Annotated in this window: 15 protein-coding genes; 14 read left to right on the top strand and 1 reads right to left on the bottom strand. The window is 55.1% G+C overall.

Going from position 1 to position 23,705, the window contains the following annotated elements; genetic code table 11:
* The first annotated feature begins 201 nt into the window (after positions 1-201).
* The 9 genes from SH421x_RS19255 (at position 202) to SH421x_RS19215 (ending at position 17,054) form a co-directional block, all read left to right on the top strand.
* Positions 202-1,311, top strand: coding sequence for a type IV pilus twitching motility protein PilT (locus SH421x_RS19255; RefSeq protein WP_488851547.1), 1,110 nt, complete (start codon positions 202-204; stop codon positions 1,309-1,311).
* 84 nt (positions 1,312-1,395) lie between these two features.
* The gene (locus SH421x_RS19250) at positions 1,396-3,123 is read left to right on the top strand and encodes a GspE/PulE family protein (RefSeq protein ID WP_488851545.1); all 1,728 of its coding nucleotides are present in this window, start codon (positions 1,396-1,398) and stop codon (positions 3,121-3,123) included.
* Between the two features lie 180 nt (positions 3,124-3,303).
* On the top strand, positions 3,304-4,704 hold the full coding sequence (locus SH421x_RS19245; RefSeq protein ID WP_488851543.1) for a type II secretion system F family protein: 1,401 nt from the start codon (positions 3,304-3,306) through the stop codon (positions 4,702-4,704).
* Between the two features lie 121 nt (positions 4,705-4,825).
* Positions 4,826-5,854: a type II secretion system protein gene (locus SH421x_RS19240; RefSeq protein WP_488851541.1), complete on the top strand. Its 1,029-nt coding sequence runs from the start codon at positions 4,826-4,828 to the stop codon at positions 5,852-5,854.
* Positions 5,854-7,002 (top strand): type II secretion system protein, encoded by a 1,149-nt coding sequence (locus tag SH421x_RS19235; protein WP_488851539.1) that lies wholly within the window; start codon positions 5,854-5,856, stop codon positions 7,000-7,002. Before SH421x_RS19240 ends, SH421x_RS19235 begins: the two co-directional genes overlap by 1 nt.
* Entirely contained in the window at positions 6,999-8,159 is a 1,161-nt protein-coding gene (locus SH421x_RS19230) for a prepilin-type N-terminal cleavage/methylation domain-containing protein (protein ID WP_488851537.1), read from the top strand. The genes SH421x_RS19235 and SH421x_RS19230 overlap by 4 nt, the downstream gene beginning before the upstream one ends.
* A 32-nt stretch (positions 8,160-8,191) precedes the next feature.
* On the top strand, positions 8,192-9,469 hold the full coding sequence (locus tag SH421x_RS19225) for a type IV pilus modification PilV family protein (RefSeq protein WP_488851535.1): 1,278 nt from the start codon (positions 8,192-8,194) through the stop codon (positions 9,467-9,469).
* Between the two features lie 134 nt (positions 9,470-9,603).
* Positions 9,604-15,186 carry a hypothetical protein gene (locus SH421x_RS19220; protein ID WP_488851533.1) on the top strand — a complete coding sequence of 1,861 codons (5,583 nt, stop codon included), beginning with the start codon at positions 9,604-9,606 and terminating at the stop codon, positions 15,184-15,186.
* Between the two features lie 692 nt (positions 15,187-15,878).
* On the top strand, positions 15,879-17,054 hold the full coding sequence (locus SH421x_RS19215; RefSeq protein ID WP_488851531.1) for a helix-turn-helix domain-containing protein: 1,176 nt from the start codon (positions 15,879-15,881) through the stop codon (positions 17,052-17,054).
* A 66-nt stretch (positions 17,055-17,120) separates the two neighbouring features.
* Here SH421x_RS19215 and SH421x_RS19210 read toward each other — a convergent pair whose 3' ends face one another.
* Positions 17,121-18,551, bottom strand: coding sequence for an aldehyde dehydrogenase family protein (locus tag SH421x_RS19210; protein WP_488851529.1), 1,431 nt, complete (start codon positions 18,549-18,551; stop codon positions 17,121-17,123).
* A 206-nt stretch (positions 18,552-18,757) separates the two neighbouring features.
* Here SH421x_RS19210 and SH421x_RS19205 point away from each other — a divergent pair, with 206 nt between their 5' ends.
* The 5 genes from SH421x_RS19205 to SH421x_RS19185 are packed head-to-tail and all read left to right on the top strand — an operon-like array spanning position 18,758 to position 23,683.
* Complete coding sequence (locus tag SH421x_RS19205; RefSeq protein ID WP_488851527.1) at positions 18,758-19,705, top strand: RDD family protein; 948 nt, start codon at positions 18,758-18,760, stop codon at positions 19,703-19,705.
* Between the two features lie 10 nt (positions 19,706-19,715).
* The gene (locus tag SH421x_RS19200) at positions 19,716-20,774 is read left to right on the top strand and encodes a stage II sporulation protein M (protein WP_488851525.1); all 1,059 of its coding nucleotides are present in this window, start codon (positions 19,716-19,718) and stop codon (positions 20,772-20,774) included.
* Positions 20,764-21,639, top strand: coding sequence for a hypothetical protein (locus SH421x_RS19195; protein ID WP_488851523.1), 876 nt, complete (start codon positions 20,764-20,766; stop codon positions 21,637-21,639). The genes SH421x_RS19200 and SH421x_RS19195 overlap by 11 nt, the downstream gene beginning before the upstream one ends.
* Positions 21,636-22,484: a hypothetical protein gene (locus tag SH421x_RS19190; protein ID WP_488851521.1), complete on the top strand. Its 849-nt coding sequence runs from the start codon at positions 21,636-21,638 to the stop codon at positions 22,482-22,484. The genes SH421x_RS19195 and SH421x_RS19190 overlap by 4 nt, the downstream gene beginning before the upstream one ends.
* Positions 22,481-23,683 (top strand): DUF4350 domain-containing protein, encoded by a 1,203-nt coding sequence (locus SH421x_RS19185; RefSeq protein WP_488851519.1) that lies wholly within the window; start codon positions 22,481-22,483, stop codon positions 23,681-23,683. The genes SH421x_RS19190 and SH421x_RS19185 overlap by 4 nt, the downstream gene beginning before the upstream one ends.
* Positions 23,684-23,705: the final 22 nt, after the last annotated feature.

Here is a 23,705-nt window from a genome sequence, read left to right as displayed (position 1 = left end):
CTCATCACGGAACAGAGCGAATCGCACGACAACGCGACATCCGTTGTGGATGTCGTTGGCGGTGATTCATTCCAATACCAATCAAACACGTCAATCGGCGTACCTCCCTTGGGAGCATCCGGTTGCGTTTGCTGGCGTTATGTAATTGCTCCCACTGCTGGGGGTAATACGTCTTCTCGTTGAATGCGTTAAAGGATTCGTATGGCCACGGTTCTGATCGACAAACTGTTGCAAGCCGCCGTAAAGCAAGGCGCGAGCGATATTCATATAACCGTCGGACAGCCGCCGGTGTTTCGCTTGCATGGCCGAATGCGGCAGCTCGACACAAAATCGCTCACACCTGAAGACACCGTTTCGCTGATGAAAAGCATCACGCCGGAGCGTTGTCAGCGTGAACTTCAAGAATCAGGCAGCGCCGACTTTGGTTTTGCGTTTGGCGAGTTGGCCCGTTTCCGCGTTTCGATTTTCCGCCAACGCGGCAACATCTCGATGGTGTTGCGTCAGATTCCAAACGACATGTTGACGCCGCAGCAACTGGGATTGCCGGACAAGGTGATCGAGTTGTGCAAGCGTCCTCGCGGGCTCTTCTTGGTGACCGGGCCGACCGGTTCTGGAAAAAGCACCACGCTGGCGAGCGTGATCAACAACATCAACGAGACCATCGATCACCATATCATCACGATCGAAGACCCGATCGAATTTTATCACTACCACAAAAAATCGACGGTCAATCAGCGTGAAGTCGGGGTCGACGTCCCCAGCTTCGCCGAAGCGATTCGCCGCGCTTTACGCCAAGACCCGGACGTGATTCTGGTGGGTGAGTTGCGCGACTTAGAAACGATCGAAGCGGCGATCACCGCGGCCGAAACCGGGCACGTCGTGTTCGGCACGCTCCATACCAACAGCGCCGCCGGTACGATCAACCGTATTATCGACGTGTTCCCAACCAATCAGCAGGACCAGATCCGCACGCAGTTGGGCGAAGGTTTGATCGGCGTGTTGTCGCAAACGCTTTGCCCCAAGATCGGCGGCGGTCGTTGCGCCGCTTACGAGCTGCTGAACTGCACCTCGGGTATCAAAAACTTGATTCGAGAGAACAAGGTGTTCCGGATCCCATCGATGATCCAGACCGGCGCCAAGCATGGGATGATCTTGATGGATGACTCGCTTTACAACTTGTGGAAAGCAGAGAAGGTCTCGCAAGAAGAAGTGCTTGCCAAAGCACAGCATCCTGCCGACCTGGCCAAGCGAATCGCCGACGCCAGGCGAGGCTTGGAACAAGACGAAGCGGTCGAAGCTTCTGCTCACTAAGCAGCAGTTCGGACCAAACGAGAAACAAAAGCGCTAAGATGAAACACAACACAGAAGCAGCTAAGTAGAAGCAAGGACTTATCAATGGCGATTCGACGCCTGGGACAGATTCTGGTCGACTTAGGGTTCATCAGCGATGAACAGCTGGTGCTATTGCTCGAAGAGCAAGAGCAGCAAGCCGAGCATCAGCCGATCGGTAAAATTGCCGAAGATTTGAACCTGATCACGGATGATCAGCTGGTTCAAGCGTTGGCCGAACAATTAGGGATGCAGGTCGTCAGTCTCGACGACGTCTCGATCGCAGGCGATCTGCTGTCGCGCGTCACCGAGCCGATGGCCCAACTGTACAAAGTGATTCCGGTCTCGTTTGACGAAGAGATGAACGAGCTGTCGGTCGCCACCTGCGAGCCGCAAAACTTGTCAACCCAAGACGAGCTGCGGCAGTTTTTGGGCTACACAATCCGCGTGGTCGTAGCGACCGAACGCGACATTCAAAAAACGCTCGATCGCTATTACTCGCAAGATACAGAAAGCTTTGAAAGTCTGGTCCATGATCTCGAAGGAGACGCCGATCTGGCGAAGGCCGCCGCCTCGCTGATGGGCGACGGGCCAATCGATATCAGCGACGCCGAAGCCCTGGCCGACAGCGCTCCGGTTCGTAAGCTGCTGAACATGGTGCTGCTGATGGCGATCAAAGATCACGCCAGCGACATTCACTTTGAGCCGTTTGAAGATGAATTCCGCATCCGCGTCAAAGCCGATGGCGTCCTCTTTGAAATGGTTCCGCCGCCGCGCCACTTGGCCTTTGCGATTACCACTCGCATCAAAGTCATGGCCGATCTCGACATTGCCGAACGGCGCATGCCGCAAGACGGTCGCATCGAGCTGACCGTCGGCGGGCACCCGGTCGACTTGCGTGTTTCGGTGCTGCCGACCATGTTTGGCGAAAGCGTCGTGATGCGGCTCCTTGATCGTAGCGTGGTGTCGCTCGATCTAGAGAAAGTCGGCATGCAGCCGAAAACGTTGCAAGAGTTCCGCGTGGTGATGGAACGTCCCAACGGCATTGTGTTGGTGACCGGCCCGACCGGATCCGGAAAAACGACCACGCTTTACTCCGCGCTCAGCGAGCTGAATGAAGTCACCGAAAAGATCATCACGACCGAAGAGCCGGTCGAGTATGACATTGACGGCATCGTACAAATTCCGATCGATGCCGATATCGGCAACTCGTTCGCCAACTGCTTGCGCGCCATTTTGCGACAAGACCCTGACACCATCTTGGTGGGTGAGATTCGTGACAAAGAGACCGCCGAGATCGCGATCCAAGCGTCGCTAACCGGGCACTTGGTCTTCAGTACGCTGCATACCAATGATGCTCCTTCGACCGTTACTCGTTTGAAGGACATGGGCATTCCGACGTTTATGATCACCGCAACGGTCGAAGCTATTTTAGCTCAACGACTAGTGCGAAGAATCTGCAGTCAATGCCGCGAAGAATCAGAGCCCAGCGACGACATGTTGTTTGAGCTCAAGATGACCCCCGAAGAACTGTCAGGCCGCAAGTTCTACAAAGGAACCGGCTGCGATGCCTGCAACAGCACCGGCTACAAAGGGCGCATCGGCCTGTATGAGCTGCTGATTATGAACGACGATATCCGCGATATGATCATGCGGAACGCGTCGACCGACGAGATTCGTGAAGTGGCGCGCACCATGGGGATGACGACTCTGCGCGACGCCGGATTGAACTTGGCTTACGACGGTTTGACCTCGGTGGAAGAAGTCGTCCGAGAAACCGTGCTTGAAGCGTAGTGCGTCATCAAGTGTGCACGCAGCGAAATCGCCGCGACACCAAAAAAAATTAAACAACAAAACACGTTGAATTCACCTAATCAAAGCGACAGTGCGAAATAATCGCCTGCCGCCAACATCCTTCGACCGACGCGACCAGCCGCGCCGCTCGACAATCCAGGCTGCACGCGGGAAAAGACCATGCCTACCTATCAATTCGAAGCGATGGACACCGAGGGTCAGGAGATCCGCGATGTGATTGATGCGCCGACCGAAGATGAAGCGGTGGCCACTATACGCCAGATGGGCTACTTCATCACGCGCATTTCTGAAAAGAAAGCGCGGGCGGCGGCCACTGGCAAAAAGGGAAGCAAAGGGGGCCGCACCTTCGCCATCGGCGGCGTCAGCAGCCGGCATCTGACCACCTTCACGCGGCAGTTGGCCATTCTGCAAAACGCCGGTCTGCCGATCTTGCGCAGCTTGAAGATCTTAGAGAAACAGTCCAAGCCCGGGCGTTTGAAAAACTCGCTGATGGACGTCTGCGAAGACATTGAGTCTGGCGCCGGTTTGTCCGAAGCCATGTCGAAGTGCCCCAAGTGCTTCAATCGCCTGTACGTCAACATGATCAAAGCCGGCGAAGCAGGCGGCGCCCTCGAAGTCATCTTGCTGCGTCTTGCCGACTTCATGGAGCGAGACGAAGACCTCAAACGCAAGGTCAAAGGGGCGATGATCTACCCGGCGGTGGTCATCACGGTGGCGGTTGGTATTTTGACCTTCATCATGATCAAGATCGTGCCGGTGTTTAAGCAGATCTTTGACGACTTCGAGTTAACCTTGCCGCCCCCCACGCAGCTGCTGATCACCATGTCGACGGCGATCGTCAACTATTGGTATGTCATTCCGCTCATTCCCATGGCGATCGTGTTGTTTGTCAAACTGCTCCGCAAATTCAAACAAGGTCGCATGGGCTGGGACTTGTTCTTCCTCAACATCCCCATCGCCGGCAGCTTGCAAGAGAAAAACATCCTGGCTCGCACCACGCGGACCCTAGGGACGCTGATCGCGTCCGGCGTGCCGATCTTAGAATGCTTGAACATTGCCCGCGATACGTCAGGGCACGCGCTGTTCGAGAAGATGTATCACAACGTGTCAGAGTCCATCAAAGAGGGCGAATCGATCTTCAAGCCGATGGAAGAAAACTGTCGCGCTCCGTTCCACCCGATCGCCCTGTTCCTGTGGATGCTGTTCCCGTCGCTGCCGGCCGCCGCGCTGTGGATCGTGCCAGGCGACGTCGCCCAGTACGCTCCGACCGCCATCGGCATTACCGCCGCTTGCGGCGCCCTGTGGTACTTCATGCGAATGAAACGCCGCGTTGTCGAACTGTTTGTGACCAACATGATCGACGTGGGTGAAGAGACCGGCGAACTCGATACGATGCTGTTCAAAGTCGCCGACACCTACGACGAGGACGTCAGCGTGATGACCGAATCCTTGACCAAGCTGCTAGAGCCGATCTTGATCGTGTTCCTCGGCATCTCGGTCGGCTTTATCGTCGTCTCGCTCTTCCTGCCGCTGGTCAGCTTGATTCAAAACCTGTCGTAAACCTTATCGCCATCGGTAGCGGCGCTTGCCAGCCGCCGCTACCGTGCAACACCCAACCGACACAACCACTTACTACGAACCGCGGCAGCCAGGCCGACGCGTTTACCAGGAAAGGTTCGCCATGAAGACTCGGGCACTTGCAACACAGCATGGATTCACCAGGCGCGGATTCACACGGCGCGGGTTTACGCTCGTCGAACTGCTGGTCGTGATCACCATCATCGGCGTCCTGGCCGGCTTAGCCCTGGTCGCCATCCCGGCGGCGGTGGGACGCGTGAAAGAAGGCGCGATCACGGCGGAGCTGGCTCAGATGGAGTCAGCGCTGAAGCTGTTCAAGAATGATTACGGGGCCTTCCCGCCCGATGGGAACTCCGGAGTATACGACGGAGTGATTGCGGATCCGGATAAAATGCAGCTTGCCAAGTTGCAAGCATTGAAGTCGTTTATGCGAAAACGTTTTCCACGGATGTCAGAATCGTATTTAGCGCCAACGTTTAATGATAGTGATACTACAAATGATGCCGCACATAGGGCAGCAGCGACATTTACGGCGGGGTCAGTGGATGCGAACAGATTAGTTGGTGCCGGAGTGGCTGTTAGTGGTAAGGATCTTGCACTCGGCAGTTTGGATCCTCCTGAATCACTTGTTTTGTTCTTGTGCGGATTTAGCTCCGATGTAGAGCACCCCTTAAGTGGTGACGGCGATCGAAAAAAACTATTTGACTTCAGCGTAGAACGTTTAAAAGATCTCGATGATGACGGCTGGTTGGAGTACTATCCATCCGGCATTGACGTCCCGTACGTATATTTTAATGCATCGAGTTACATTGGGTCTAGCAATTCTGTTGCTCGTTTTCCATTTAATCCGGCGACATCGCCTGGGTTTACAAATGTTGGTCAAGCGCGTCCGTACTATCAAGTACTTGGTAGTACATCTGGCTTCGCTAACCCAGAGTCTTTTCAGCTAATCGCTGGCGGAATCGATGGACTTTATGGCGATTATGTGGATGCCAGCGATGTAAAGGTTTATCCTGGCGGCTTAGCTGGCGCTTCGATTTCACCTCTTACAGCAGTCCCTTACACCACCGACGATCGCGACAACATCACCAACTTTGCTCAGGGGCCGCTGCGTAACAAGGAGCCTGAATAATGCTGCGTAACCACGCGCGAAACAACCGCCGCGGGCGGACTGCTGCTCGCCGCGGATTTACGCTGGTCGAAATGTTGGTCGTCGTGATGATCCTCGGCCTCCTCTCGGGCATGGTCCTGATCGCCCTAGCCGGCGCCGGAGAATCAGCCCGCGAAGCCCGCACCCGCGGCCAAATCACCAAGCTCAACGAGTTCATCATGACTCGGTATGAGAGCTACCGAACTCGACGGACTCCTCGGCCGACAGGGACCCCGTCGGATCTCTCCAGATTCGATAAGAATGGCGACATGAAATTATCCGCACGCGAAATCCAAGGGGCGCGGGTCGATAACATTCGCGCACTGATGGTTCAGGAAATGCCTGATCGCAAATCCGATCTGGGAGTAGGTTATACCACCATGCCTGCAGGCAGCTATTCGGCAATTTATGCACGCAACCAACGCGCGGTGATGGCTTTCACAGGCAAGTCAAACTGGTTTGACGCGTACAATGCCTGGACTTCTGAGAATCAACATGCCGAGTGTCTCTATCTCGTGTTGGCGTCGATTACCGATGGGGAAACGAGTGCGCTCGATTTTCTACATGACAGCGAAGTAGGAGACACTGACGGGGATGGCGTCCCCGAAGTCCTAGATGGTTGGGGCAATCCGATTGTCTTTTTACGTTGGCCGCAAGGTTATGTCGGCTTTGAGAGCTCGTTGCAAGATATTCGCGTCTACGACTCGTTTGATCCATTGCGCACTCGCACACCGACTGTCACGATCGGGACTAGCATTCAGCCGCGGTATCACCCGTTAGATTCGGATATCGCAGCGCCATCAACTTTTTTGCATTTCAACATGACGCCGTTGATCGTTTCAGCGGGCAAGGATGGGATGTTTGATATCGGTGGTGATGAATCGGCAACCACCGATGGCGACGAAGGTCGCGGACTCTTGTATGTCACATCCGGGGCCTTAGGACCAGTTCAATACGTCACATCGCCCATTGATCCGTACCGAAATACGTCGACCACTACCCTGATCGATCCCGATAACAACGGACGATTTGGAGTGGGCGTTACCTTTGATATCAACGGCGACGGCTACGACAACTCCATCGACAACATCAGCAATCATTACTTGATTGTCGGAGGTAACTCGCCATGATCCGACGAATAGACTCTACTAATCAAGATCGTCGCGGCGTGACTCTGGTCGAACTGCTGGTCGTCGTTACGTTGTTGTCGATCTTGCTCGGCATCGCGGCGACGGCGGCGCGGACTGGCGCACGCGGCAAGAAGCAGCGTGAAGCGTCTCGTCAAGTGAACGCCTACATTGCTGGAGCTCGCACGAGAGCTTTAGAGCTTGGGCGTTCTGTCGGTGTCGAGTTTGTTGGCAATCGACCGAACGAAGCGCAGGCCGCTTTGACGCTCTTCATGGTCGAAACTCCGCCTCCCTATTCGGGTGACAACACATCGACTACTTGCCAGGTGACCGAAAAACCGTCGCTGCTGTTCGGCGGTCGGACTGCGCGGTTGCTGTTCAACGTTAACGATGCTTCGCTACTTTACGATAACAATTTTCTACAAGTCAACGATGTGATCTTTCTCGGGTATAGCAATCAGCCTTACCGAGTGACGCAAGTCGATGCAGTCGCGGCAAGTCAACGGTCGGTCTATATTAAGTGGGACGTAGATCAACCTGCTCCGCTACCGTGGATCAATGACTCTGCAACACCGCTGTCGCCGATTCCCTCGACCATTTTCAAGATTTATCGCCAACCGCAGCGTAATAGTGTGACGCCTCTGCAAATTCCGACGGGTGTCTGCATTGATTTGCGGTTTTCGGGCATGGGAACCACCGGACAAGAGATGACGTCGGTCTTTCCGGGTTCGACCACGGTTACCTCCGAAGAGTTCCCGAAGGTGATGTTTGGGCCTCAGGGGAGTGTGGACGCATTTTACGCGCAAGATTTAAGCAATTCCACCGCGACCAAAGTGGTCGCAGGGCGGACGTTGCCGACTGGCAATATCAATTTGCTGATCGGCCGCTACGAAAAAGTGATCTCGGTCACCGAATGGCTCGCAGCGTCGACACCATCCACAAAGTCGTTTGCGAATCTCTGTGGACTCGATCCGCCAGAGGATGGCAGCAACCTGGCCGACCCCGAGGCAATGTGGATTTCGATCAACCGTCTGACGGGCAACGTCGCAACGTCTAACAATGCGGCGGTCAGCGGATTTACAGCGGCGACGACAGACGCAGAGATTCTCGCGGCGACTCGTCGATTCGCGAAGCAGGCTCAGAACATCTCGGGCCGATAATCGAAGACAAACGTGACGTAATGAAGATAACCATGCAACTAAAACGAAATCGCCCCCAAGGTATCACGCTTGTTGAAGTGTTGATGTCGACGATGGTCGTGATGCTGGGGATCCTCGGTTTAATCGCGCTGATTCCTCTCGGCAGCCATTTGGCCGAACGAGGAACGCGCAGTGATCGGATCGCCAGCGCCGGCCGCCGTTTGCCGCGTGAAGCGAGAGTACGCGGACTTTTGAATCCCAGTGCTTGGATGGATCCGACTTCTCAGTTGGGATCGTACACGGCGACCTTTCGATCATCCGCGCTGCCGGTGCGTCAGCCGTACTTGATTGATCCGATGATGTTTGGTTTCGATATTTCCGAATTTGGAACGATGCCGCCGATCAATGATCCGCGGAAGTTCTTTCCGTATCAAAATCCTGCCTATCCGGCCAGTACGTCGGGCTTGGTCCAAATGCGACGGTTGTCGCTAGGAGCATTTAACGCAAGCTTCCCGTTTATGAAGAGCCGCGCCGAGCTGGCGTTCGTCTCCAACGACGATTACGGAGTCGGGGACTCGGGAGGCTATATTCGTCCCAAAGATCGCGAAGATCCGCTGCAGCAACGCTTTTTTAATCGCACATTCGCGTCGGGCGATTATCCAGTTCGTCGTCAGTCGCTGGGGACTTATAGCTGGGCGATCATGTTGGTGCCGGAGCCTTCTCAGACTTCGATCAACCTCTCCACAAATGTGGCTCCTCCCTTTGACTCAGCGACGCAAGCAACAGTACAGCCAGAGACCGATCTATATGCGATGTCGACCATCATTTTTCACAACCGGGCCGGCGACATTCCGACAGAATTGGATTTTCCCACTTCGACCAGCTATGCCAGCGATCCGTCCCGGTACTCGTTGAACGAACGTGTGCTGAGCGTCATTCCTGGTTCGTTCATCAGCGGCGGCGGGACCACTGGCGAAATTCAAATTTCGTCGACTAACTCTGATTTATTAGATATGAAAACCGGCGATTGGATTTGTTTGACGCGGCGGATTGTATTGAGAAATTCAGGGGTCGATTACTACCAAGGGGATCTCGTCAAATGGTATCGCATCGTCGCGATGGATGAGATCGAAGAGAATACCTCCACAATGCCGGTCTCATACAATCTACGGTTATCGATTGATGGCCCGGATTGGTACAGCGCCGATCCTGATGGAACAACGGGCGCCGCAACTGACCTAGCGCCAGAGCAAGCCATCTACATGGAAAATGTAGTCGGCGTTTACGAACAAAAGGTCCGCTTGGAGACGGGCTCTCCTTGGACTCCTTAACTACTCGCGGCTTACTTTTCACCAAGACTTTTCCAACCAGCAATCGAAGTGGCCGGATTACGGTCGTTTGACAGAATAACGGCGACGCTTTGCGGGGGCTGGCGTCGTCATGCGAAAGCAAAAAGGTAATTCCCATGAATCGGAAGCAAACGCCCCGGCGCGGGGCTATCTTGCTCGTCGTCCTTAGCGTGCTCGTGCTGTTTGCGTTGGTCGGGGTCACGTTTGTCGTGACCGCCGCCCAATACAAACGCGCCGCCGACGCCGGACGTAACAATCTCACGCAAGCCGATGTGGCCCAACAAACCGCCGACTCGGTCGCATTGCAATTGCTGCGCGGACCGAAGGTCGGCACGCCCAGCGTGCTACTCGGCAGCGAGTTGCTGCGCGATCTCTATGGTCGTGAATCACGCCGCGGCGCGATTGTTACCGTCGCCAGCCAAGCAACGGACACGACAATCCCTGATGATTTTGTCGTGTTGACAGTGACGGCGGATCCTGGCTCGAACTTTGTTTCAGTCGATGGCTACTACAACAGCTGCCTTTTGACCTATCTCGACGGCAATCTCCGTTACCAAAGTCTCCGCATCGTTGGCTACGAGTCGACCGCGACCGACGGTTCCACCGCGCGGCTGATGGTCGAAAAGCCATCGAGCCTGAACATTTCGGCCAACAATTCGTTGCTGCCATTGGTAGGTGACACGATTTTGATCAACGGTCGGCCGTTTAGCGGAACGGGCTTCGGTTACGACGATACTTCGCCGACGGGAATGAAGTATGCGAATGGTGCGTCGCTTGATTTGAAATATCGCGATAACAACATCGGTATCGACATTCCGATCGCACTGGCGCCGAACTTCGCGGCTTACGCCGCGGATGGAAAGATCAAAGGGGCGACTTTGGCAGACGATCGATTTGTCGATGCTGGAGGGGCGGATGAACCGTGGGACGCGCCCGACTACCAGAACATGGCGCTGTCGTTTTATTTCAACAATGGAACGCCTGGCTCTTCGCAAGACGTGCTCCCTTCGTTCCATCGCCCAGACCTGATCGGCTATTGGATGTCGAGGTTGGCGAGAGAATGGACGGAATACAACGCGCTTATGGATCCGGTCAAGCAAGAAGCGATGTTTCTGCAGCCATTTGGCGAAGACGGGATCTTGGGAACGAGCGATGACGACGATATCGTCGACAAGAATGACTTTACGGACGATCACCGCCGCGCGATGGTGACTTTCAAGCGGCGAATCATTTTGCGCCCGTTAAAAGAGGACAATCCGAATTTTACGGGAAGCAATTCGCTGTATTGGACAACGATTACCAATACGCCGAGTTCGGTGATGAATCCAGCGACGATATCGCCTACGACGGAAATGCAATGGGACGTCGACAACGACAAAGACGGTATTCCCGACAGCATTTGGATTGATCCGGGTTTGCCGGTCGTCACCGATCAAGATGGTCGACGTTACAAGAAATTAGCGGCAATTTTAGTTCGCGATCAGGATGGAATGCTCAACCTGAATGCGGCTGGGTTCTTCAACGGGTTTGACTCGCTCGATCCGACGGCAAATACCTATACTCTGGCCACCACAACGCTAAGCAGCACCAATCCCATTCCGAACAGTCAGGCAACGCATGCCGCTGGCGCATCGGACGCGATCGGGCGGATCGTTGGACGCGGTTATGGCCCCGCTGATCTCAATCTACGCCCGCTCTTCGGCGCGAATGCGGAGGAGTTATACAAGATTCTAGATGCTCGCTATCGCGGCGTCGGCACGAACGTTTCCGGCTTACCCGGCGTCGACGGAACCGACCGGCAAGGGAATGATCGGCTGGAGCAGTATACGGAGATTGGCTTGCCAAACGCATGGGGTTCGTCGTTGATCGGCGAATCGTTTGGGAGTTATCCACTGATTGCAGACCGGGGCACTGTCTACACTGACTTCACTGGGCGTTCACGCACGGTCGATTTTCCAATTGCCTACAAGGGAAATCCGGCCATCACGGCAATGGGGTATCCAGGCATCACGAACGTGGTCGATGATCCGTACGAGTTGAACTTGGTGCGGCCGCAATCAAGCGACTCGCCATTCACGCCGGGGGATCTGGAAGCGATTGCTCGCTTTAACGACTATGACGGCAACTACTTGTCGAGCCGCATAAAGTCGCTGATGCCTATAATGTTGAACACTGTCGCCAACCGCGCTGCAGTGACTACCCAAAGCTTTAGTATGAAGACGTTGCCAGCGCCGCCGGTCCCCTTGGATTTGCGAGATAACTCGCCGACAAACTTGCTCAATATAGATCGCGGCGATGGTGCGATGCCAACCATCGTCGACCTTGCGCGTGAGCGAATCCTGCGTGCAATGCCTGCCGCTACGGAAGACGATCGACAACGGGTCCTACGTTCGGTACTTGCATTTGAGATTTTGCGAGGGGAGCCGATGGACGTGAACCGCTTATTCAATACGCCGCTGCAGACTGCTGGCGACGCGTTTAACAAGGACATAACGTTGCCGAATATCGGCACTAGTCCATTTACGTATACGCCGCGGTACTTGAACGATTTTACGAACGCGTATTTCACAAGCGGCGATGGACGGAACGTTCCGATGCGAACCTATTCGGGAATGGACGATAGAGAGTTCGAGCCGACTTTGCCGAAGCAACTGTACGCACGTCATCTGTTCTGCATGGCGCTGCTGCTGCATGATTCCGGTTTCGAATTCCCGATCTATGCCACAAACGAATCGATTTTGTCCCCCAAACGCCATGAGCTGACGGTGCGCCGCATTGCCCAATGGGCGATTAACGCTGTCGATTTTCGCGACAACGATGCGATCATGACGCCTTTTGAATATGACGTTAATCCGTGGGACGGCTGGGGGGTTGACGGCGACCTGCTGACCGACGAAGCGTCGATGGCTTACACCGACCGTCGCATTGTCTGGGGCGCTGAGCAGCCAGATTTGTTGATCACCGAGACTCTCAACACGCACGACACGCGGGTCCGCGATACGAAGTTCGACTCGTCTCTGGAAGATCTGGCTGACATGGATTCGGATGTCGACCAGTATCGCATTCCGGAAGCTTCGACCTTCATCGAACTTTACGCGACTCGCAACATGCCGGGCAACCATCAGAAATTGCCTGGCGAGTTGTACGATGTGAACACCGGCAGTCCCACTTACGGTCAATTGCAACTTGGAAAGCTTGCAGCCAATGACCCGAATGGTGCTCCGGTGTGGCGCATGGTCGTGACCAAATTTGACGCGGATACGAGCAAAAAAATGCTGGCTCGCGTTAATGGCGCCGCCGACAACATCAACTCGATGATGTTCCAGCCGAGCGATCCAGCTCCGTCTTCCGGTGCGGTTGACCCAGCGAAGTTCAACGTTTACAACGCCGGTCAGGCATCCGACGATGACCTGTTAATTGATCGAGTGATTTGGTTTACCAATGCCGCGTTGCCTTCGACGACCGACGACAAGGATCTGTCGTGGTTGGAGGACAAGTCGTTCAAGTTCCGCGGGACGAATCCGACGCTCGCTCCGAATCGCTACTTTTTGGCCGGACCACGGCCAACGACTTATTTCGGTTCGCGTCCGGATAACGGCGCTGGATCGGATCCGAGTCAGATTACGCGTCCCGGTTCGCATTTGCTGACATTGGGCGCTGGGACGCTGAATGTGACCTATTCGACCCCAGTGACCCCGGACGATGACTATCCGGCTGGTACGGGAGTGATAAAGCCGGTGACGACCGGAATTTTTACGGCGCTAACTCCATCCACTTGGATGAACGGAGTCGACCCAGATGAAATCGTCGCGATGGGAGCTTCTGCCGACGTCGGAATGAATATTTCCGCACCGATGCCGGAAGATGGAAATTTCTATCGGGAACCGATTGACCCGGATGGCGAGGCATTGCGACTGGGTCATTACAGCCAAGCCAATCCGTTCGACAAATTGACTTCCGGATTGACCGACTTTGTGCCTGGTTCGCCACTCGACAGCGTTTCAGGAATGCCGTTGGCAGACGCGAACGCCACCGAAACCGGGACTTACAACGACTTCAAGGGTTTGCTGCTGCAACGCCTAGCTGATCCGACTCGCCCTTACGATCCGGCCTACAATCCGTACATCACGGTCGACTGGACGTCGCTTGACCTTCAGGTTTATAACGGCGAGGACTCAAACGTGCGGGTCGAAAACCCGGATGACGACAGCAGTGAAGAGGACAATGCTATTTCATTCGGCTCGCTGCAGCGAGGCGTTCGGCTGTCAAATTCGTTTAGCGGCAACGCCGATGGCAACGTGCTCGGCTGGATTCAATCAGCAACGAACATCGCCGAGTTGGGCAACCGCGAGATTTCTAAGACTTCGGTCGAAGGACATACCGCTACATCCCCCGCAACGCCGATGGATACGACCCATTTTGTGAACACGGAGTATTTCCCCCGTGCACTAAAGCACACGCTGGGATATTTGAATCGCAGTTTAGGTTCGCCGATGAACAGCGGCAGCATCAACGCCGAGTACGTTGGCGCCCCCGGCGGAAACCCCAACGATATGCCATTCGGCTTGTTCTACTGGCCCGATAGCGCCTTCATGTCGGCGCATGATCTGATGTTAGTTCCGTCGAGCGCACCGCAGCGGCTGACGTTAGAGTACACGCTTTACAAGAACGATCCGGCGCTCAAGCAGTATGGGGACGACGCCAACTCCGGCGTCGAGCAAGCGAAAGATCATTACGGTCGATTCGGTGGCCTGATGAACTTCTACAGTTCGCGAAACCAACAAGGGTTGGGATCGATCGCTGATGAAATGCGTCGCGCCCACATGTATCGCATACTTGATTATCTGACGGTTCCGTCGCGATTTGTTGGTACGCAGAAGTACTACAATCCTGCCGACTATGCAGTGGGATCAAACGGTACGACCGATCTGAAGAATCACCTTCGCTTTCCGTTCAACAAACGGAGTGAGTTCCGCGATCCTGGCAAGGTGAATTTGAACACGATCGGCAGCGAACTGGTCTACAATGCGATCTTTGATCCTTCGTTCTTCCAGTCGACCGACGTCGGTTTTCCGACTTGGACTGACTTTCGTCAAAGCCGAGCCGGTAGTTCTGGTGGCAATCGCTACAACTCCTCTGCACGGGACTTCCCGTCGTGGTTCGCAAATCCGTTCCGACCGGCGGCAGCCGCTAGCATGATGCCGCGACTAGATCCGGCCGGAATGAGCGATCCTGATTACAATCAGGTGATGCGAGTTTCTGCCGTCGATGCGACCCCGCTTCGCTCGAAAAAGCTGTTCGTCAGTTCCAGCGGCGCGTCGTCGACTGTGAACAGCGGTGATGCGGACGATCCACTGTTTGAAGTGCAAGCGTCAACCGCAAGCACCCGTTACACTGACACCACGGTCAGCGCTGCGAATCGCCTGCAGGGGATTCGTCGTCTGGATAACCTCACTACCACCCAGTCAAACGTTTACGCCGTGTGGATCACGCTGGGTTACTTTGAAGTTCAGCCAACGACCATCAGTGCGGTGCATCCCGATGGTTGGCAGCTGGGGCAAGAGCTGGGAAGCGATACCGGCGAGATCACGCGGAATCGTTCGTTCTACTTGATTGATCGTTCGATTCCGGTCGGGTACGAGCCGGGCGAAGATCACAATGTGGAAGATGCGATTTTGCTAAAACGACGCATTGACTAGCCCGCTGCATGACAAGCTAGGATCTGAAAACAGGACTGCCGTTCCGCGAGGGACGGCAGTTTTTTTGTCGGCGACTTGCCTGGCGTAGGCAGCCCGCAGGCGAAGCCGCAACTGCTTGGTGGGGGCCCCTGACTGGGTGTTGCGTCTTGATCGCCTTTCGGCCGCCAGCCAACGCCGCACAGCAGCGGGACTCTTCGTACGCCGCAGAGATGTAACACCTATCAATCAAGTCCGATGATTGAGCATCGGAGCCAAACACAGGCTCACCAGACAGGACAAAGCAGCGCGACGAAAAAAAATGAGAGCTGTCCGGTCCGCTCTGGTGAAGTGCAGGGGAGGGAAGCGTGGCGGCTGGTTCGACGGAGGTTATGCCGGCATTGCGCAGCTTGCGTGAATTGCCTTGCCAAAGGGGTTGCACATTAGCGACAATCCGCAGCGGTGGGTGAGATAGGGAGAATGACGCGCAAGTAGTGATCTATACGTTACTTAAGTGCAAATTTGCCGGTACCGGTGAAACGATTGTGCGGAGGCTTGGCGTGAATTTTTTGCACTTTAGCTCAAAGGCGGTGATTCTACCGTTGATTTCAATGGCGGAGTAATGCACATTATGTAGGTGAGCCTTTTTTCCCGTTGGAGCTATCGCTCACCCACGGCGAATCGATTGTTCGCCTTTAATCTGCAGGAGCTTGTCGATGAAATTCTCCTTTCGTCTCGCGGAAATTTTGAATCACTCTCCCGACCCTAAAAAGCGGCCGGGGACGATCAAGGCGATTTGCGACTACACGGGACTTGATCGCCATCAGGTCTCATCCCTATTAAAGAACGAAGCGAAGTATATTCCGCTGTCAGCGCTGTCGCAGTTGTGCGACTTCCTGATCAAGCATGGATATGCCGACGCTGGACAACTGCCAGGCTCGTTATTTTCGGTCGAGCCAGAGAACTTTTGGGAATTGCTGGCTCGTCGCCGCCGCATCGAGATGTGCTTGGGCGTGCGTGCTGACGAAAACTGGCCCGAAGGCGCCTGGGTGGTTGCGTCTGACACGATCTTGCAGGGAGAGTTGCTGACTGGCATTTCGACGCTGGGCGGAACGGCCAAATACCATCGCCACGATGGGCCGCCAGAGCCGGTGATGCTGAACGAGATGGGCGAGCAGATTTTTGACGCGCCGATTCCGCAGCCAGAAGACTTGTTTCAAACGCTGGTCTGGGCGCCGGGTCAGGCCGACAACGAAGAAGTGCATGCTCGCGCCAACGAGGTTTACCAAAACTTCCACGCCGCCCAAGGTGACAAGGCGCTGATCTGTTTGGGGAGTATCCGCAGCAATCCGGTCGTTGAGATTTCGATGGCCAGCATTTTTAACTGCGAACCGTACATCAGCCAGGACGAAGTCGAAAAGCCCAGCGATCGGGCTGTGCCGATTTATCTTCGACATCGAGAAAAGAACGTCGAGCATCCAGAGTCATGCAGCGGCGGCAATCGGTTGTCGAAGTCCGAAACGCCGGAGACGCCGGGCTTCTATTACGAGACGGCCGACGGCTCGTGGAAGTGCGCCAAATGGGACGAAACCACTTGGGAACCGGCCTACGTGCTATACGCCTACCATGAATCGCAGGGACGGCTTGAAATGTCGTTGGGCGGTTACTCGGGCCGCGGCACGCGACTGCTGGCCAAGACGCTTTCGAGCCGCCCCGAAGAACTGTGGCCCCCGGTTTACACCACCGGCGGCGTCCAGATCGGCGCCTACATCGTGCAGTACGAATTGAAGAAGCAAAAGAAGAATCGCAGCGTGCTAACCGCCGACTACTCGGCGACAACCAAAGTGATTCCGATCGATCCAGAAGTGATCCACCGCCGAATTCACGGCTAATTGCCGTCGATTGAACAGAGGATACCCAACGGATCGTCGAGCTTTCGACGATCCGTTTTCGCTGGGCTACGCGTCAATTTCGCGGATGACCAGATTGCGGATTTCGGTCATATCCTCGATGGCGAAGCGAATCCCTTCGCGTCCCAGGCCGCTGTTCTTGACACCCCCGTACGGCATGTGATCGACGCGCCACGAAGGAACGTCGCCGATGATCACGCCGCCGACTTCCATCTGATCCCAAGCGGCGAGGATCTTGTAGATATCGCGGGTAAAAATCCCGACTTGCAGCCCATATTGGCTGTCGTTGGCGATCTGCAGGGCTTCGTTAAAATCGTCAAACGGGGCGAGAATCGCAACCGGACCAAAGACCTCGTCGCAGGCAAGCGGCTGATCGGTCGGAACCTGCTCGAGCAGCGACGCTTCGACCATCGCGCCTTGGCGCTGGCCGCCGATTAGTAATTTGGCGCCGGCTTGAACTGCGTTGTTGATCCAGGTCTCGACACGCTCGGCCTCGCTTTCAGAGATCATTGGCCCGATGAAGGTATCTTTGGCTTGGGGGTCGCCTGATTTAAGTTTGGCGGTTGCGGCAATTAGTTTTGACTTCAACGCGTCATAGATATCGCGATGCGCCAAGATGCGTTGAACGCTGATGCAGCTTTGGCCTGATTGATAAAAGGCGCCGATGATCAAGCGTTCGACCGTATCGTCTAGATTGGCGTCCGCGTCGACAATACAAGCCGCATTGCCGCCAAGTTCGAGCACCACTTTTTTGGCGCCTGCCTGAGATTTCAGTTTCCAACCCACCTCTGGCGAACCGGTGAAGCTGAGCAACTTCAGCCGGGGATCGGTGGTAAACAGTTCGGCCCCATCCCGACGACAGGGCAAGATCGAGAAGGCACCTGGGGGGAGATCGGTTTCGGCCAAGACTTCTCCGATAATCAGCGCGCCAAGCGGGGTCAGACTGGCCGGCTTCAATACAAAGGGGCAACCGGCGGCGATTGCTGGGGCAATTTTGTGGGCAGCCAGATTGAGTGGAAAGTTGAATGGAGAAATGAACGAGCAGGCTCCAATCGGCACGCGTCGCCACATGCCGCGGTAGTTGGCGGCCCGGGCCGAGATGTCGAGCGGCATCACTTCGCCGGTGATTCGCGTCGCTTCTTCGGCCGCGATTCGAAAGGTATCGATCAAGCGGGTGACTTCGCCTTGACTGTCGCGAATCGGCTTGCCGGCTTCTACGCAGAGAGTCTCGGCCAGTTCGTCCTGAAGCTCTGTGAATCGCGTGACGCAATGTTGTAAGACATCTTGCCGCTGGTAGGCTTTGAGTTGCGACATGGGACGTGCGGCGGCGGCCGCGGCCGCAATCGCTTGCTCAATCAACTGCGGAGAAGCCAGTGGAACACGCGCAGCGATTTCGCCTGAGTACTTGTCATAAACATCGAGGTCAAGATTGGGCTGCTGGGATTTGCCGGCAAAAAGCAGCGGATAGGTTTGACGCATCGGATCTTCCCAGGCGAAAGTGACAAGAAAATTCTAGGGGAACGCGCTCAAAATATAGCGAATTGTTCGATTTTGAGAACCTTCCGGCGATTCCGCGGGACAAACCACTGGAGAGAGGGCGTCCCGGCGTACTACACTAGAGCAGGGCCGTGGATGCGAACTCCGGGGCGGTTTTTCTTCTCTTCATTCCGATGACGATTTCGCGCATGGTGAGCACCATCGACCCGATCGATTCGCGATTGAAGATCGTGACTCCAGAGAATATCGCGTTCTACTACCAGGCTGCCGGTCCTTTTCGTCGGCTGGCCGCTTTTCTGATTGATTTCGCGATCCGCGTCTCGGTTTACGTGACGCTGCTGATCGTGCTTGTCTGCACTGGGGTGTTAGACCGTTTTGGGGCGATGGCCGAACTCGGCAATGCGATCGCTTTTTTGGCGTTGTTTATCATCGATTGGTTTTACGGTGCATTATTTGAGACATATTGGAACGGCCAGACGCCAGGGAAACGCGCGTTGTCGATTCGGGCCGTGACCGTTGATGGAGAGCCGATCAACGCATTGCAGGCATTTGGCCGCAATCTGTTTCGCTATGCCGATATGTTGCCGCTAGCGCCGTTTCCGTTTGAGTGGATGCGCGAAGGGCTAGGTTTTCCCGGTCCCTGGTTGCCAACCTTTTTGATTGGGCTGATCGTTCCGACGCTCAATCCGAGATTTCAACGCTTGGGAGATTTGCTGGTCGCGACCATGGTGGTGATCGAAGACCGCAGCTGGCTGATGAAAATTGCCAAGATTGAAGACGATCGGGCACGACAGTTGGCCGATTACATCCCCCCCAACTTTGTCGCCGGTCCAAGTCTCTGCAAAGCGGTTGCGACCTATGTCGAACGTCGTCGGTTCTTTACGACGGCACGCCGGCGCGAGATCGCAAGACATCTGGCCGAGCCGATGCTCAAGCAATTTAACTTACCGGCCGACACTAGTTACGACTTGATGTTGTGTGCGTTGTACTATCGCACCTTCTTGTCGGATACTTCAGAGGATCGCACATCGGCCGATTCGCCGATTTACGCAGGCGGACCTCCAGCCAACGCGACGATACAACCGACGACGACTGAAACTACGACTTTCACCAATACCGAATTGCTGAACCGATAAAGGGACGCGTGTGAAGGTTGCCGAACTCATCGAACGTCGTCGCCGCAACTGGCAAGAGCTGGAAGTGCTATGCACGTCGATGGAAATGCGCCGCAAGAAAAAGTTAGGAGCCCGGGCGATCTCGCGATTTGCGGCGCTGTATCGCGCCGCCTGCGCGGATTTGGCGCTGGCCGATTCGTATCAATTGCCCCCTAACATTGTGGAATATCTTCATCAGCTAGTTGGTCGCGCCCACAACCAGCTGTATCGCAGTCGCAAGATCGATTGGACCAGTCTGTTTTACCAGTTGTTTATCACGACGCCGCAGCATATTTTTGTCGACCGTTGCGTGCATCTTTGCTTCTTTCTCTTCTTCGGCTTCTTTCTGCTGTCGTGGTATGTTGGCGCCCATCCGGCGATCTATCCCGGATTTACCAACGAGATCATCGGCAGTGAGAGCCTAGAGGGGATGGTCGACATGCACCGCCACTCAGTAGGCAATCGGTCGGTCTCTCCTTCCGGCGCGACATTTTATGTTCAGCACAACACTTCGATCGGGCTGCAATGTTTTGCGACGGGCATCACGGTGATCGGCGGAATCGGAACATTGATGTTCAATGCTACCTATTTGGGCGCAGTGTTTGGATACATGTCCAGCCCTGTCGTGCCGGAAGATGTGCGTGACAACTTCTTTGAATTTGTGTTGGCGCACGGGCCGTTCGAGCTGACCGCAATCGCTTTGGCGGCCGGCGCCGGACTCCGGTTGGGGATGGCGATCATCTCTCCACGGCATTGGAAGAACACGCTGGAAGAAGGAGAAGATCCAGAGCCCGGCGATGACTTGTTCGCCAAAGCAAAATTGATCGCGTTCCGTCGGTTTGACTCGTTAACAATCGCCGCGCGTCGCAGCTTGCCAATCATGGGAGCATCGGCAACTTTGTTTTGCTTGGCGGCGATGATCGAAGCCTGGATTTCGCCTTCGGCGTTGCCGTTTGAGATGAAGGTTTTCATCTCGATCTTCTGCAGTTTTCTGTTGATGATCTATTTTGTGGTGCTCGGCTTTCCGCGAGGAGAACCAAGTGCAGCTTGATAAAACTCAAATCGTGATCCGTGAGCGTGGATTGCTCGAACTGTTCGACTTGGCGCTGCTAGTTTCCAAACGCTTCGCAGCGCGGATCTTGGTGACGACTGCGGCCATCGCGCTGCCGTTTATGTTGATCAATGTCCTTCTGTTATGGAATCTACGTCCTGACTTGCCCACGGATGTAACCAAGGGGCAATACGGGCTTCTGATGGTGATCTTGATCTATCTCGAAGCTCCGTTGGCGACAGCGCTGGTGACGTTGATGCTGGGGGATGCCATGTTTCATGACAAACCTGACTGGCGGCGTATGCTGTCGGCGCCGTTTGCACTGATTCCCCGCATGTTTTGGCTGGTCGCGATGTTACGGGGAGTCGTACCAGGGATGGGATTGGTCTATCTGTGTACGCTGGATGATGGGGAAGCGGCAGGTTTTTTTCTGTTTTTGGTGATTGCCTACGCAACGATCTTGCGAGGGGTTCGTCCGTTTTTAAACGAGATCATTCTGCTCGAACGAAACCCGGTTTATGCCAAAGACGCCAACACGATGACGGTTGGGCGACGTAGCGGCGCTTTGCACAATCCCAACTTTGGCGATATGGTGATTCGCGCCATGGCGTCGACTTTGGCGATCCCGTTGGCGGCGGCCATTTGCATAAATATCTGGGCAATTCGAGGCTATCTCTTCGGCATGTGGAGTTGGGACTCGTTCATGTTGGATTTGCTACTGCCTGTTTCGCTGTGGTTGGTGGCGGCGTACATGACGGTCGCGCGATTTTTGAGCTATCTCGATCTCCGCATTCGCCGCGAAGGTTGGGAAGTGGAACTGGTCGTGCGAGCCGAAGCGAATCGCTGGAAAGGAGTCGTCGCATGAACCTCTGCAAACCATGTACGCGACTCGCTCTGATCGTATCCCTCTGCACGCTTGCTACCTGTTGGGAGCTCTCTGTCGCCGGCGCACAGGAATGGTGGGATGATCAAGGACCAAGCGGCTATGTCGAAGATCCGGTGGCGACAACTCAAGAAGAGTTGGCGCAGCTACCGGCCGCCGCTTGGTATGACGCCGAGAAAGATGAACTGGCACGTGTTCCAGTGACTCCTCCGCAAGGCAACGAATATCGCCCTGCTGCGCCGTCACCTGCCGGCAAATCGGCCAATTGGAATTGGTGGCCAGACTTTTCCTGGATAGGCGCGTTGTTCGACGGCATTTGGTCGTTGGGTGCGATCATGATTTATACCTTGGTGCTGGTCGCGTTGGGGGTGATAGGTTATTTCATCTATCGCTACCTCGAAGAGGCTGAGCTAAAAAATATTGGTGAGCAGGGGCAGAAACGCCGTGAAACGCCGGATGTGACCTCCCAAGTGGATCGATTAGAAAGTTTGCCCTTTCAAGTGAAGCGACCTGACTCAGATCTGCTGGCCGAAGCGCAACGTTGCTACGACAACGGCGACTACAACGAGGCGATCGTCTATCTCTTTAGCTACGAACTCGTAGAGCTCGACAAGAGCCAAATCATTCGCTTGTCGAAAGGAAAAACGAACGGCCAGTATTTGCGGGAGATTCGCAAAAATCTCGCGGTGCAGGAGATCTTGGAAGTGACGATGCGCGCGTTTGAAGAGGTTTTCTTTGGTCAGCAGAATCTATCGCGATCAAGTTTTGAACGTTGCTGGCAGCAGTTGGGGCCGTTTCGACAACAGCTGAGCGGAGTCGTTCGATGAAGTCGATCGTTTTCTACCACTTGCTTTTGCTAACGTGCATGCTGCTTTGCGCCGCCGCAGGCTGCACTTCGGGAGAAGTTAAAATCCCCAGCGCTTACGGCGCACGCAACGGCTATCAAACAACGGCCAGCGTGAATGGAACGCACGTCTTGGGTGAGTTGTTTCGCCAGGCCGGGTATACCGTTCGTTCAACAGAGCGTTTGTCGCCGCGCATCCAGGAGAGCGACGTTATTGTCTGGGCTCCCGATACGTTTAACGCGCCAAGCAAAGAAGCACAGACCTATTTGGAAGATTGGCTGATGTCTGGCTCCGGGCGAACGTTGATCTATATCGATCGTGATTATGACGCGGCGATCGAGTATTGGAACGCAATGCAGCAGAACGCTTCGCCAGCAGACCAGTGGGTCGCCCAGCGTGAGCAGGGAATGGCGATCCACGATTTTGCAAAGCGATCCGCCGAGTCGAGTGAAGAGTTCGACTGCGACTGGTACTCGGTGAAGCGAGACTTGCCGATCCGGCGACCGAAGCAACTCGCAGGTAATTGGGCTGAATTGATTGACGCAGCTCAAACAAACATTGTGCTCCGTTCTCGCATTTCGCTGCCAGCGGATTGGGAAAGCGAGGATTTGCCGAATCTCGCGGATCGATTTCCGGAGAGCGAAATCTTGTTGTCGACCGCCGACGGTAAAGATCCGATCGTTATTCGCTACTCGGAAGCGGACGATGCCGGCATGCAACTGATCTTGGTTAGTAACGGCTCGTTTTTGCTGAATCAGCCGCTGGTCAATCACGAGCATCGCAAATTGGCGGCCGCGCTGGTGCAAGAATGCGGCTATGGAAAGACGGTTACCTTTTTGGAAACCAACGAAGCTGGCGTCAAGATCGTTAACTCCAGCGACACTGCTCAGGGACGCTCTGGCTGGGAGTGGTTGACCGTCTGGCCGATCAGTGCGTTGGGAATGCATATCGGCCTGTTGCTGATTGTCTTTTGCTTCGCTTCGTTCCCGATCTTTGGACGACCAAAACAGCTGCCGGAGGCCCGATCTTCCGACTTTGAAAAACATATCGGCGCGCTCGGCGAATTGCTGGAAGCGACCGACGACTACGATTACGCTCAATTGCGCGTACGCCAATATCAGCAGATCGCGCGCGGCGAGACCGTCTATCGACGCGTCGGTCGCGCGCGTGTTAAGCCTTAGCCTTGCCGTTTGTCCCCTCCTG

This window comes from Blastopirellula sp. SH421, from assembly GCF_057808535.1.
This window is presented reverse-complemented; position numbering and strand designations above follow the sequence as displayed.

Bases quoted from the DNA above. Each gene is read 5' to 3' on its own strand.
- SH421x_RS19245 (WP_488851543.1), top strand. From the start codon at position 3,304: ATGCCTACCTATCAATTCGAAGCGATGGACACCGAGGGTCAGGAGATC.
- SH421x_RS19230 (WP_488851537.1), top strand. From the start codon at position 6,999: ATGATCCGACGAATAGACTCTACTAATCAAGATCGTCGCGGCGTGACT.
- SH421x_RS19235 (WP_488851539.1), top strand. From the start codon at position 5,854: ATGCTGCGTAACCACGCGCGAAACAACCGCCGCGGGCGGACTGCTGCT.
- SH421x_RS19185 (WP_488851519.1), top strand. From the start codon at position 22,481: ATGAAGTCGATCGTTTTCTACCACTTGCTTTTGCTAACGTGCATGCTG.
- SH421x_RS19205 (WP_488851527.1), top strand. From the start codon at position 18,758: ATGGTGAGCACCATCGACCCGATCGATTCGCGATTGAAGATCGTGACT.
- SH421x_RS19225 (WP_488851535.1), top strand. From the start codon at position 8,192: ATGCAACTAAAACGAAATCGCCCCCAAGGTATCACGCTTGTTGAAGTG.
- SH421x_RS19220 (WP_488851533.1), top strand. From the start codon at position 9,604: ATGAATCGGAAGCAAACGCCCCGGCGCGGGGCTATCTTGCTCGTCGTC.
- SH421x_RS19240 (WP_488851541.1), top strand. From the start codon at position 4,826: ATGAAGACTCGGGCACTTGCAACACAGCATGGATTCACCAGGCGCGGA.
- SH421x_RS19255 (WP_488851547.1), top strand. From the start codon at position 202: ATGGCCACGGTTCTGATCGACAAACTGTTGCAAGCCGCCGTAAAGCAA.
- SH421x_RS19215 (WP_488851531.1), top strand. From the start codon at position 15,879: ATGAAATTCTCCTTTCGTCTCGCGGAAATTTTGAATCACTCTCCCGAC.
- SH421x_RS19190 (WP_488851521.1), top strand. From the start codon at position 21,636: ATGAACCTCTGCAAACCATGTACGCGACTCGCTCTGATCGTATCCCTC.
- SH421x_RS19250 (WP_488851545.1), top strand. From the start codon at position 1,396: ATGGCGATTCGACGCCTGGGACAGATTCTGGTCGACTTAGGGTTCATC.
- SH421x_RS19210 (WP_488851529.1), bottom strand. From the start codon at position 18,551: ATGCGTCAAACCTATCCGCTGCTTTTTGCCGGCAAATCCCAGCAGCCC.